Genomic DNA, 13,454 nt, shown 5'->3' on the forward strand with positions numbered 1-13,454 from the left:
GTCGAATCCAGAATCCAAAGAAACATTTTGGTCTACATTTCATGGTCCCAATATGGGATACATAGAAGAACAATACGAGCGCTACCAGGAAGATGAGACAACGGTCGACGCTTCACTGAAAGAGCTCTTTGATAAGCACGGAGCACCGGTGCAGGCGAATGGTGCAACGACGCAGACCGGAGAAGGGTCAGCTCCGTCATCTCAGGATATAGTGAAAGTCTCCGCAGCATTGAAGCTTGTAGAGGCTATCCGCCGGGACGGTCATTTGGCTGCAGATATTTATGCAGTAGGGGGATTTGACCGTCCGGACGCAGAATTGTTGGAACCGGAAACGTATGGAACATCGAAAGAAGAACTGGAGCAACTGCCTGCAGAATGGGTTTGGCCGGAAGCGAACGTCAAGCTTGAGAACGCATGGCAGGCGATTCAGACATTGAAAGAGAGATATGCGGGAACACTCTCGTTTGAATACGAACACGTACACAACGAAAACGAACGTTCCTGGTTGAGGGACCGTGTGGAATCGGGATCTTTCAACGTCAACCTTTCCAATGAAGAGCGCAAGCAGCTTCTATACCGCCTCGTGGAAGTGGAAAATTTCGAGCATTTCCTTGCCAAGACATTCGTAGCTCAGAAGCGTTTTTCTATCGAAGGTCTCGATGTCATGGTTCCGATGCTTGATAAGATGATCCAGGGAGCAGCAGGCGATCATATTCAGCACGTAATGATGGGGATGGCCCACCGCGGGCGCCTCAACGTATTGGCGCACGTTCTTGGCAAGCCTTACGAAAAGATTTTCTCTGAGTTCAATCATTCTCCGGAGAAAGAATTGATGCCTTCAGAAGGTTCTCAGGGAATCAACTACGGTTGGACAGGCGATGTGAAATATCACTTCGGTGCCAAGCGTGAAGTGAAAAACGGTGACGATAAACACTCCACGCGCGTAACCTTGAGTCATAACCCTTCTCACTTAGAGTTCGTGAACCCTGTTGTCCAAGGGTTTACAAGAGCTGCTCAGGATTACCGGGAAGAACCGGGTAATTCTGTCATCGACGAAGACGCTGCGCTCGGTGTATTGATTCACGGGGACGCTGCATTCATCGGCGAAGGTGTCGTTGCAGAGACATTGAACTTAAGTGACCTTGAGGGGTACCGTTCGGGTGGAACGGTGCATATTATTGCGAACAACCTGGTCGGATTCACAACGAATAGAAAAGATGGAAGATCCACGCGGTATGCCAGTGACCTGGCCAAAGGCTTCGAGATCCCTATCATGCACGTGAATGCAGATGATCCGGAAGCTTGTCTTTCTGCTATGGCGCTTGCCTATGAATACCGTCAGAAATTCCATAAAGACGTATTGATCGATCTCGTGGGCTATCGTCGTTTCGGACATAACGAAATGGACGAACCGAGAGCGACACAGCCTCGTCTTTATAACGAAATTGACGAACATCCGACAGTGGCGGACGTTTATGGCGAACGACTTCTTAAACAGGAGGTCATTGAAGACGGGGAGCTGGATGAATATAAAGAGAAAGTGACCTCGAACCTGAATGACATCTATAACAGTATGAAAGAAGAAGAAACCCATGAGCCGGATGTCCAGAGCCGTCCTCAAGGGGTGGAACGGTCCCTTCAGGAATTCGACACAGTAGTCGAATTGGACCGGTTGAAAGCATTGAACGAACAGATGCTAAAACGTCCGGAAGGGTTCAACGGCTTCAAAAAACTCGAAAAAATTCTCCAGAAACGACAGAATATGCTTGAAGAAGGCAACAAAGTCGACTGGGCTACAGCAGAAGCTCTCGCTTTTGCGACCATCCTCGAGGAAGGTCAGCCGATCCGGGTGACCGGTCAGGATACACAGCGCGGAACATTTGCACACCGTCATATGGTACTCCACGATGTGGAAACAGGGGAAACCTACTGTCCGCTTCATGGCATCGAGCAGGCGAAAGCATCTTTTGATATATTCAACAGCCCCTTATCGGAAGCAGGAGTGTTAGGGTTCGAATACGGATATAGCGTCCATTCTCAGGAAACGCTCGTTATTTGGGAAGCGCAGTTCGGTGACTTCGCTAACGCCGGACAGGTGATTTTCGACCAGTTCGTATCATCGGGCCGTGCAAAGTGGAACGAACAGTCGAATATGGTGTTCCTATTGCCACATGGCTATGAAGGGCAAGGACCGGAGCATTCCAGTGCCCGTTTGGAACGTTTCCTCCAATTGGCTGCTGAGAACAACTGGACGGTGGCTAATGTTACATCAGCCGCCCAGTATTTCCATTTACTTAGAAGGCAGTCAGCCATCAGCTGTAAAGAAGAAGAACGACCGCTTGTGCTGATGACACCTAAGAGTCTGCTCCGGAATCAGCGGGTAGCTTCGGCAGCCGATGAGTTTACGGAAAGTGGCTTCCATACGATTGTCAGACAGCCAGGTCTTACGAAAGAGAAGAAGAAAGACAAAGAGAAAGTGGAAACCCTACTTCTCGGAAGCGGGAAGATTATGGTAGATATCGAAGACCGCACGGAGAAAGAAGAGGCTTCTTTCGAGAAAGTGGATGCTGTACGTGTCGAGCAGATCTATCCTTTCCCTAAAGAGAAACTGAAAGAAATCATGAAAGAATATCCGAAACTGAAAGAGCTTGTATGGGTACAGGAAGAACCGCAAAACATGGGAAGCTGGTACTTTGTGGAAGGCATCCTGTATAATTTGCTCGGAGAAGGACAGATTCATCGTTATGTAGGACGCCCACATCGTGCTTCTCCTTCTGTCGGTGAGCCGAATATTCATAAAACAGAACAGAACCGCATCATTCAGGAAGCTCTTCAAATCTCTAAAGGAGGCAATGCACAATGAAGGAAATAAAAGTACCGGAACTGGCAGAATCAATTACAGAAGGAACGATAGCGGAATGGCTCGTAGGCGAAGGGGACAAGGTAGAGAAAGGCGACCCTGTTCTTGAACTTGAGACGGATAAAGTGAACGTGGAAGTCAACGCAGATACAGGTGGTGTCATCACGGAACTCCTTAAAGGGGAAGGGGATGACGTCGAAGTCGGCGACGCGATTGCCAAGGTAGACGAGACTGGGGAAGCTTCCGGGGATTCCGGATCCGACAGTGGCTCCTCTGAAGAGGATACTTCTAAAGAAGAAAAAGAGGAATCCGATCAGGAAGAGAAGCAGGAGGCAAAAGAAGAATCTGAGCAGGAAGAAAAGAAAGAACAGAAGGAACAGTCGAAAGAGGATGACTCTTCCGGGGACGATAAGAAGAAAGAAGATGTCATCGCTACACCGGCAGCCCGTAAACGTGCGCGCGAATTGGGAATCGATCTCAGCGAAATCTCTGCCCGTGATCCTTATGGCCGTGTTCGTCCGGAAGACGTGGACGAACATGCCAAAGGCGGTTCGAAGAAAGAAGAGAAACAGTCCTCTAAGTCTTCTTCTGATAAGAAAGAAAAAGAAGAGCCGAAAGAAGAATTCGATAAGCCGGTAGAGCGTGAAAAAATGTCCCGTCGTCGACAGACAATCGCTAAGCGTCTCGTAGAAGTGCAGCAGGAATCTGCTATGCTTACAACGTTCAACGAAGTGGACATGACCAACGTTATGAAACTTCGTAAAGAGCGGAAGGAAGCGTTCCAGGATAAACATGGCGTGAAGCTTGGATTCATGTCCTTCTTCACCAAAGCAGCCGTCGGAGCTTTGAAAGAATTCCCGCTTTTGAATGCGGAAATCCAAGGCAAAGAAGTTGTGAAGAAGAAATTCTATGATATCGGTATGGCTGTATCAACAGATGAAGGCTTGGTAGTACCTGTCGTTCGTGATGCTGACCGTATCGGCTTTGCAGGTATCGAAAGTGAAATCATCCGCTTGGCAGAACGTGCCCGTAATAAAGAACTCGGACTGGAAGACCTTCAGGGAGGTTCTTTCACAATTACGAATGGTGGTATTTTCGGTTCCATGCTCTCTACACCGATTCTGAACTCTCCGCAGGTCGGAATCCTTGGACTTCATAACATTGAGAAGCGCCCGAAAGTCATGCCTGATGATTCCATCGAAGCGCGTCCGATGATGTACATCGCGCTTTCCTACGATCACCGCATTGTAGACGGAAAAGAAGCGGTGCAATTCCTGCGCCGCATCAAAGAAATGATCGAAGACCCATATGACCTTCTTCTTGAAGGGTAAATGACTTAAGGTTACGTGAAGACGACCCATCTCCGGGTCGTCTTTTTTTGTATAAGTTTTTCTTCCCCTTGCATAGAATGGAGTAAGCTATGACGATAGGGAGGAAATATAAATGGGAGGAAAAGTAGTCGTCACCGAAGATGATTGGTCCCTGCACCGAAAAGGGTACGATGACCAGAGACGCCATGAAAAGAAAGTGAAAGAAGCATGGAAGAAGCAACTCCCTGACTTGATTACAGAAGAAAACATCATCATGTCTCATGGAGATAAGATGATCAGAATCCCGATTCGATCGTTGAATGAGTATAAAATCAAATACAATGATGAAAAACGGAAACATGCCGGACAAGGAGATGGAAACAGTGAGGAAGGAGATGTGCTGGGCAAAGCAGATACAGGAGGAGATAAGGGTCAGCAGGCCGGTGAGGAAGAAGGGAAAGATTATTATGAAGCAGAGGTAACGATATCCGAGATAGAAGAAGCGGTATTCAAACACTTATCTCTGCCGAATCTCGAAGATAAAGAAGTGGATATGATCTCCGAAGAATCTTATGAATTTACTGATGTCCGGAAAACCGGCCTTGAAGGGAATATGGATAAGAAACGGACGCTCATCGAAGCATATAAGCGTAATGCACGGACCGGGAGTCCCGAGTTCACTCCGATCCTGCCGGAAGATCTACGTTACAAAACATGGAGAGAAGAAGAGAAGCCGATCCACAAAGCTGTCGTTCTGGCTATGATGGATACCAGCGGGTCGATGGGGAAATGGGAAAAATATATGGCTCGCAGCTTTTTCTTCTGGATGACCCGTTTCCTCAGAAAAGAATACGAAACCGTGGAAATCGAATTCATTGCCCACCATACAAAAGCGAAGGTGGTAACGGAAGATGATTTTTTCTATAAAGGAGAGAGTGGAGGAACCGTATGTTCTTCCGCTTACGAGAAAGCACTTCAACTGATTGAAGAAAAATATTCTCCTTCCCGCTATAATATTTACCCGATCCATTTTTCAGATGGTGATAATTTATCCTCGGATCTGAATAAATGTTTATCCTGTATTGAGCAACTGATGCAGAAATCACAACTGTTCGGTTACGGAGAAGTGAATCAGTACAATCGTCTTTCGAACCTGATGCAAAGTTACCGCAAGATTGATGATGACAAATTCCGTTCTTACATCCTCCGTAAGAAGAAAGATGTGTTCTACGCTTTGCAGGCAATGTTTTCAGAGACAGGAGAAGAACTTAAAGTCCAGAGATAAATGTAGCGCTCCGCACACAGGGAAAACGTGTCCGGGGCGTTTCTTTTGCTTTTGAAAATAAGTCTGTTTTCCCGTCCGAAGAAAGGGGAATTCTATGTGGTAGGAAAAGGGGAGCAAGCCCCATTTTCTGAAGCGGATTATAATAGAGAAACAAGGGTGATGGGAGATACATAAATGATACAGGAGCTTTTGGAATCGAATCAGTTTTTGTTGCTTATTGCTTTACTTTTGATCATCAGTGTCGTCGTGACGAAGTTCTCAAGCCGTCTCGGCGTACCGTCGCTTGTCCTGTTCATCGCTGTCGGAATGATCATCGGCAGTGATGGTCTCAAGATCGTTTACTTCGATAATGCGGAAGTGGCACAGTTGATCGGGGTAATGGCGCTGGTGGTCATACTCTTTGAAGGGGGAATGCAGACGGACTGGAAGGATATAAGAGCGGTGGCTGTCCCCTCCGTGGCACTGGCGACCATAGGGGTGCTTCTGACGACTGCGATTGTTGCAGTGACGGCAAAGTTCATCATCGATCTCACCTGGCTGGAGTCCTTCCTCGTAGGTTCTATTGTCGGTTCCACCGATGCAGCGGCAGTATTCGCCGTTTTAAAAGGGAAGAATATTCGTGAAAAAGTCTCTTCCACGTTGGAAGCGGAATCAGGGACCAACGATCCGATGGCAGTGTTTCTGACTGTGACATTTATTCAGTTGTTAGCCTTTGAAGATACCAACGTTTGGGTCGCGATCGGTTCTTTCTTTTGGCAGATGGGAGCAGGGGCTCTTACCGGGGTACTGATCGGGTACGCAGCCAGTAAGGCGCTGAATCACATCAATCTGGATTCGAGCGGTCTGTATCCGCTCTTTGCCCTGGGATTCGCCTTTCTCGCTTACAGTGTAAGTTCCCTTATTGAATCGAGTGGGCTTCTTGCCGTCTATGTAAGTGCTGTCGTTATCGGAAACGGGGAGCTTGCTTATCGTTATTCCATCCTTCGTTTCCATGAAGGATTCGGGTGGATGGCTCAGATTCTCATGTTCATTCTCCTGGGGCTGTTCGTTTTTCCTTCCGATGTGTTTACAGGGAACGTGATGTGGAATGGTATTATAACGGCACTTGTTCTCATCTTCATCGCTCGTCCGATCGCGGTCCTTTCGATCCTGAGTTTTTTCAGATTTACGGTAAAAGAAATGCTGTTTCTTTCCTGGGCCGGTTTGCGGGGAGCAGTGCCGATTGTTCTTGCCATCTTCCCTATGCTCGCAGGAATTGGGAATAGCCAGACGATTTTCAATATTGTATTCTTCATCGTGTTGATATCCGCCCTGTTCCAGGGATCGACGATTATGTGGGTGGCTGAAAAGTTCCACCTTGTATCCGAGAAGAGGATCAATCCGATTCATTCTCTTGAAGTCATCTCTATAGGGAAAGCGAATGTAGAAATGCTGGAGTATGAGGTGACTGAACAGAACCAGATCGCAGGAGAAACGCTCGAGGACTTATCGCTGCCGGACCGGGCGCTGATCAATGCTATAATACGAGATGGGGACATGATTACCCCATACGGACAGACGATCATCCAGCCGGGGGATACGCTTTATATACTTGTTGCACGCAAGGCAAAGAAACAATTGAAGAAAAGGCTCCAGGCCGAGAAGGAATAGAAGGCATAAGTAAGAGCCAGGTGTAGAAGGGTACCTGGCTCGATTGCAGTGGTTATGATATTTGGGGTGAAGCATTATGATATGATTACGGTTTCTATTATAAAGGTCCCCCTACATTTTGTAAACCTTTTCTCAGAAATTATAACTTTTTCCGAGAGGAGATTGTTATGGCAATCATAATTCGTTAAAATGAAAATCATTAAAGGAGGCGATCGATTTTGGTAAAAAACATAGGCTTTATTGGCTGCGGTAACATGGGGCAGGCAATGATTCAGGGAATGATCCGATCAGGAAGCGTCTCTATCGATCAGATTGCAGCAACTGCAATTACGGAAGAAACGATTGATTTCGTCAGTGGAGAGATTGGTATACGCATTTCGGATGACAACAAACGACTGGCTGCCGAAAGTGATATTCTGTTTCTCGCTGTCAAGCCATATATCTACCAGGGAATCATCGAAGAGATCAAGTCTGAGCTTTCAGAAGATACCATTATCGTTACGATAGCTCCAGGTATTAATCTTGAAACCATGAGGAAATACTTAGGTAAACATGTGAAAGTCATCCGGTCGATGCCGAACACCCCGTCTCTTGTCGGAGAGGGAATGAGTGTATTATGTCCGAACAATCTGGTTACAGACGAAGAGCTGAACCAGGTATTAGAGTTGTATGAAAGCTTCGGGGAAGCGGAAGTCATCAAGGAGAACCTTATGGACGCTGTGCCTGCCGTGAGTGGTTCTTCTCCAGCTTTTGTCTATATGTTCATCGAAGCGATGGCGGACACTGCCGTGCAGCAGGGTTTCCCGAGGGACAAAGCCTATAAGATGGCAGCCCAGGCGGTGAACGGTGCAGCCAAGATGATATTAGAAACAGGAGAGCATCCTGGGAAATTGAAAGATGATGTCTGTACACCAGGAGGAGTGACGATCGAAGGTGTCACTGCTCTTGAAAAACACGGACTGAGACGAGCTATCATCGAAGCCATGAATGCCACGACGGAACGCTCCGAATATTTATCAGGACACTGATTGGAAGAACCTCTCTTTTAGAAGAGAGGTTTTTTGTATAAAATTCCTTCCCTTTTCCAAACTAAGCGTAATGTTTTTGGAAAAGGAGAGACTACAGTGAAAATATGGTGGTTGTTAGCGGCCGTACTCACGATGATGGTAGCTGTACCAAGTGTTGACGCGGCTGAAGATACGTACACGGTAAAACGAGGGGATACGCTATGGAAGATCTCTGTCAGATATGAAATAGGTCTTTCGGAAATCATTAATGCCAACCCTCAATTCGAAAACCCTGATCTCATTTATCCTGGAGATGAAGTAACGATCCCGCTGAAGACAGAAACGAAATCGATCGAACAGCTGGCGGTGGAGAAAACGAATGAACAGCGAAGGGCGAATGGACTCGCTCCTCTGGAGATCGATTGGCAGCTGGCAAGGGTGGCGAGATATAAATCCCAGGATATGAGGGATAAAGGATATTTCTCGCACCAGTCTCCTACCTACGGTTCTCCTTTTGAAATGATGAGGCAGTTCAACATCTCTTACAGAAAAGCTGCAGAGAATATTGCTGCAGGGCAATCTACAGCGGAAAGAGTCGTGAATGGCTGGATGAATAGCCCGGGACACAGGAAAAACATCCTGGATCCTGATTTTACTACAATCGGTATCGGATATGTGGAAGGCGGATCATACGGTCATTATTGGACGCAAATGTTCATTACGAAATAAGTCGGCAGATGCCGGCTTATTTTGTGTTTTACGTTGCCGAGGTTAAAATGTTAAAAAACACCTTTACAATTAGGGGTGGAGCGCTTACTATGTTATTGATAATGATTTTCAATTAAACGGGGAGGAAAAAGGATGAAACGTTATGTTGCACTTTTAAGTATGATTGCTTTTGTACTATTCCTTGCTGCTTGTGGAAGCAGTAATGATAATACTTCTAACGACTCTGGTGACGATTCCTCAGAGGAGAGCGAAGAATCTCGTAAGATTGAACACGAAATGGGAGAAACGGAGATCACAGGAACTCCTGAGAATATTGTAGCTCTTGAGTTTTCTTTCGTAGATAACTTAGCCTCCCTTGGGATCACTCCTGCGGGAATCGCTGACGACGAAGATTCCGAACGGATTATCGAACCGATTCGGGAAAAGATCGGAGACTATACGTCTGTAGGTACGAGGAAACAGCCATCACTCGAGGTGATAAGCTCCCTTCAACCGGATCTGATCATAGCTGATTACCAGAGACACCAGGATATATATGACCAACTTTCAGAAATTGCTCCTACCATTATTCTTCCATCTTTGGCTGCGGACTATCAGGGAATCGTTGATAGCTTCGAGACAGTAGCGAAAGCGGTAGGAAAAGAAGAGGAAGGTCAGGAAGTTTTAGAAGAACACAAGAGTAAAATGGAAGAACTCCGCTCTCAGGTTCCTGAGGATGAGTCACGCACCGTTCTACCGGCCGTCGTAGCAGATAGTGGTTATTTCGCCCACAACTTCGAGTCTTATACAGGTTCTCTTCTCGAATCGATAGGATTAGAGAACGCTATTCAAAGCGGGGATGCAAGATATAATAAGATAAACCTCGAGCAGATTGTCGAAATCGACCCGGATGTCATGTTCCACATGGTTGCCGGCGATCAGACAGTCGTCGATGAATGGAAAGAGAATGATCTATACCAGCAGGTAAGTGCCGTTCAGGAAGAACAGGTCTACGAAGTGGACCGTAACATGTGGTCAAGGTTCCGCGGCCTGATTTCCTCCGAGCAGATCCTTGAGGATGCTATCAATCATTTATACGAATAAGCAGTAAGAGCGGAGACGAGTGCTCCGCTTTTTCTTGGTTACATAAGAAGTTTGAATAGGGTGGATGTTTATGAAGAAATCCAATCGAATGATTGCAATGACTGTGTTTTCGGGGGTTCTGCTTTTGTTTCTGTCCCTGTTCTTCAGTCTCAGTATCGGTGCTTATACCGTGCCTTTTTCTGACTTATGGGGAGGTCTGACAGGCACCTCTTCCACAGAAGCGGCTGAAGTGATCAGGACGTTGAGGTTACCGCGTGCTCTTGTAGCTATTCTGATAGGAGCAGGGCTTGCGGTGGCCGGCGCTATTATGCAAGCCATGACGAATAACCCTTTGGCTTCGCCTCAGATTTTTGGTGTGAATGCTGGGGGGTCCCTTTTGGTTGTTATAGCTGTCGTGCTTTTCCCGGATTTCTCACCTTCCGAAATCGTCTATTTTGCATTCATTGGTGCAGCTCTCGGAGGAGGACTCGTCTTCTTCGCCGCTTCTTCCGGAGGAGGGATGACTCCGGTGAAGTTGGCGCTAGCGGGAATTACGATTCATATGTTCCTTACTTCTCTCATCCAATCAGTTGTCATTTTCAACGAAACCTCTACAGAAGATGTACTGTTCTGGCTTGCCGGCGGAGTGGATGGAACGAATTGGGGAGATGTACAGCTTCTATTGGTATGGGTTGGAATCGGTCTTCTCATTGCATTAATGTTTTCCCCGTCTTTCACCATCATGAGCCTGGGGGAAGAGGTGGCTCGCGGCCTGGGACAGCGCATTGCACTGATGAGGATCGTTGCCTCCCTCATCGTGGTACTCTTAGCAGGGGCTGCAGTAGCTGTAGCAGGACCGATCGGATTTGTAGGACTGATTGTACCGCACATTGCCCGCAAATTGGTCGGGACTGATTATAAAATCGTGCTTCCTGTCTGTGCGTTATTCGGAGGGATTCTCTTATCAGTGGCCGACGTTTTGTCCAGGTTCATCGCGTTTCCTGCTGAATCACCGGTCGGTATCGTAACAGCATTGATCGGCGCTCCATTCTTCTTATATCTCGCCCAGAGAGGAGGACAAGCTTCATGAAAACAAAATCTCCTTTCTTCATCATCAGTGTACTGATCGGAACCGTCATCGTCACCGGATTGTTATCAGCGGGAGTAGGGGCCGTGTATGTATCGCCTGTAGCGATTTTGAGTGGAGAACAATCATTCCTGTTCATGAATTTCCGCTTGCCCCGTATTGTTCTTGCTCTTCTCGTGGGAGCGGGACTGGGGATCTCCGGAGCTATTCTGCAAGCAGTGATCCGGAACCCACTTGCTTCTCCTGATGTGATCGGAATTACCAAGGGTGCCGGTTTCGCAGCGGCAGCTACGATTATTCTATTTCCAAGTTTGCCACCTGTAGCTCTTCCGGTCGCTGCATTTTTGGGAGCGGGACTGGTCACGGTCGGACTTTATCTGTTCGCTTTTCGGCAAAAGGTGCAGCCAGCTACGCTCGCCCTGGTAGGGATAGCGCTCGGAGCCATTTTTCAGGCGGGCATACAATTTCTCACGGTTCGTTACCCTGTAGAGACGAATGCGGCACTCGTCTGGTTGACTGGCAGTCTGTGGGGAAAAGACTGGAGCGACATCTGGATGTTATTGCCATGGATTCTCGTATTTTTCGGAATAGCCATGTTTCTGACAAAGAAAATGGATCTATTACAGCTCGGGGATGATGTTGCCGAAGGTCTCGGGGAAAGTGTCAGAGGAGCAAGGATTCTTCTGCTTCTCGTATCCGTCGTCCTGGCCGGTGCTTCTGTGGCTATTGTGGGTACGCTCGGTTTCGTAGGTTTGATAGCTCCGCACATTGCACGGCAGCTTGTCGGAAACAAGCATGTGGTACTGCTTCCGGCTTCCGCCCTTACAGGTATGGCCTTGCTACTTGTTGCCGACGGGTTGGGCAGAGGGCTGTTTCCACCTACAGAAATACCGGCTGGGATCATTACAGCAGTGATCGGGGCTCCGTATTTCCTATATTTGCTAAGAAGGATCCAAAAGACTTAAGTAATATTAGAAAATTGAATCTATTTATTTATTTCTTGCATGACGTCTGACAACCTGATAAAATTCTCTATGAAAGCGTTGCATGAAAGTGTTTTCATTTTGATCTATAAATTATTAAGGGGGATGTACACGTGGTCAGTATTCTACTAGGCTTAGCAGCCATCGTTGTCGTTATCGGGATTGCCTTTCTCATGTCCAATGATAAGAAAAACATCAACTTTGTAGGCGTCGGTGTTATGCTTTTGGCTCAATTGGTTACGACTTTCTTCATGTTCCAGACACCATGAGGAGAAGCGTTGATTAAGGGAGTCTCTGCTGTTTTCAATAAATTGATCGAGTTCGGAACGGAAGGGGTCAACTTCATCTTAGGAGGAGTTGCAGTCGAAGAAGGAGGATCCGTATTCTTCTTCAACGTCCTATTGTTGATCGTATTCTTCTCAACTATTCTTTCCGTTCTTACACACTTGAAAGTGTTACCATTCATCATCAAATATTTGGGACTCGGACTATCTTTCATTACCCGTTTGCCGAAAGTTGAATCGTTCAACGCCGTGAACAGTATCTTCTTCGGTCAGTCCGAAGCGATCATCGCGATCAAATCACAATTCCAGCACTTGAACAACAACCGTCTTTATATTGTAAGTGCTTCGGCAATGGGCTCTGTATCGGCTTCGATTGTAGGGGCTTATCTTGAAATTCTGCCTGAACAGTTCGTTCTTGTAGCTCTGCCACTTAATATGTTCAGTGCTCTGATTGTAGCTTCGATCATCGCACCTGTGAAAGTTCCGAAAGAAGAAGACCACGTGGATATCCAGGAGGTTTCCAATTCGAAAAGTATCTTCGAAGCCATGGGTAACGGTGCACTCGATGGTGGTAAAATCGCCCTTATCGTTGCAGCGATGCTTATCGCATTCATCGCGTCTCTAGAGCTGGTGAACTTCGTCATCTCCGGTATCTTTGCAGGCGTAACATTGCAGGAGATTCTCGGTTACGTTCTAGCTCCTATCGGATTCTTGATGGGGATTCCAGCATCTGAAGTTGTTGAAGCAGGATCCATCATGGGTACGAAGATCATCACGAACGAATTCGTAGCTATGCTTCAATTCCAGGGAATGCTTGAACAGGTATCTGATAAAACTATCGGAGTGGTAACGGTATTCCTTACAAGTTTCGCTAACTTCTCCTCGATCGGTATCATTGCCGGTACGGTTCAGGGGATCGACGCCGAAAAGGGTGCGAAAGTATCCGGTTTCGGTATGAAACTTCTTATCGGTGCTACACTCGGATCCATCCTTTCCGGTACTATGGCCGGTCTATTCCTATAATGGACAAGAACCTGACTGCCTCGCGGGCGGTCAGGTTTTATTTTTGCCGGGAATGAGGTAGTTTTTGAACGGTGAGAAGTAATTTTTGTCTTATATTACCAAGTACAATGCAATTTTGGTTCCCCGCGGAGAAAAAATGTAGGTTTCTCTGATTTATCAGATGTTTTCTTCGCT

At 46.9% G+C, this 13,454-nt stretch carries 9 protein-coding genes and 1 pseudogene; all 10 read left to right on the forward strand.

The genetic code is table 11. The features are described from left to right. Positions 1-52: 52 nt before the first annotated feature. The gene (locus BLQ44_RS08910; RefSeq protein ID WP_245688147.1) at positions 53-2,863 is read left to right on the forward strand and encodes a 2-oxoglutarate dehydrogenase E1 component; all 2,811 of its coding nucleotides are present in this window, start codon (positions 53-55) and stop codon (positions 2,861-2,863) included. Further along, on the forward strand, positions 2,860-4,191 hold the full coding sequence (odhB, locus tag BLQ44_RS08915; protein WP_093193542.1) for a 2-oxoglutarate dehydrogenase complex dihydrolipoyllysine-residue succinyltransferase: 1,332 nt from the start codon (positions 2,860-2,862) through the stop codon (positions 4,189-4,191). Before BLQ44_RS08910 ends, odhB begins: the two co-directional genes overlap by 4 nt. Before the next feature lie 112 nt (positions 4,192-4,303). Beyond that, positions 4,304-5,455 carry a sporulation protein YhbH gene (yhbH, locus tag BLQ44_RS08920; RefSeq protein ID WP_093193543.1) on the forward strand — a complete coding sequence of 384 codons (1,152 nt, stop codon included), beginning with the start codon at positions 4,304-4,306 and terminating at the stop codon, positions 5,453-5,455. Between the two features lie 174 nt (positions 5,456-5,629). Then, positions 5,630-7,105 carry a potassium/proton antiporter gene (locus tag BLQ44_RS08925; RefSeq protein ID WP_093193544.1) on the forward strand — a complete coding sequence of 492 codons (1,476 nt, stop codon included), beginning with the start codon at positions 5,630-5,632 and terminating at the stop codon, positions 7,103-7,105. Positions 7,106-7,323: 218 nt separating this feature from the next. Further along, on the forward strand, positions 7,324-8,133 hold the full coding sequence (gene proC, locus BLQ44_RS08930) for a pyrroline-5-carboxylate reductase (protein ID WP_093193545.1): 810 nt from the start codon (positions 7,324-7,326) through the stop codon (positions 8,131-8,133). A 132-nt stretch (positions 8,134-8,265) separates the two neighbouring features. Then, positions 8,266-8,841 carry a SafA/ExsA family spore coat assembly protein gene (safA, locus tag BLQ44_RS08935; RefSeq protein WP_093193773.1) on the forward strand — a complete coding sequence of 192 codons (576 nt, stop codon included), beginning with the start codon at positions 8,266-8,268 and terminating at the stop codon, positions 8,839-8,841. Positions 8,842-8,973: 132 nt separating this feature from the next. After that, positions 8,974-9,924, forward strand: a complete 951-nt coding sequence (locus tag BLQ44_RS08940) for an ABC transporter substrate-binding protein (RefSeq protein ID WP_093193546.1) — start codon at positions 8,974-8,976, stop codon at positions 9,922-9,924. A gap of 70 nt (positions 9,925-9,994) precedes the next feature. Then, positions 9,995-10,993, forward strand: a complete 999-nt coding sequence (locus BLQ44_RS08945) for a FecCD family ABC transporter permease (protein ID WP_093193547.1) — start codon at positions 9,995-9,997, stop codon at positions 10,991-10,993. Continuing rightward, positions 10,990-11,955, forward strand: coding sequence for a FecCD family ABC transporter permease (locus tag BLQ44_RS08950; protein WP_093193548.1), 966 nt, complete (start codon positions 10,990-10,992; stop codon positions 11,953-11,955). Before BLQ44_RS08945 ends, BLQ44_RS08950 begins: the two co-directional genes overlap by 4 nt. Positions 11,956-12,146: 191 nt before the next feature. After that, positions 12,147-13,280, forward strand: a pseudogene (locus BLQ44_RS08955) (NupC/NupG family nucleoside CNT transporter). Positions 13,281-13,454: the final 174 nt, after the last annotated feature.

This window comes from Salimicrobium halophilum, assembly GCF_900100295.1.
GTDB classification, from domain to species: Bacteria; Bacillota; Bacilli; order Bacillales; family Halobacillaceae; genus Salimicrobium; species Salimicrobium halophilum.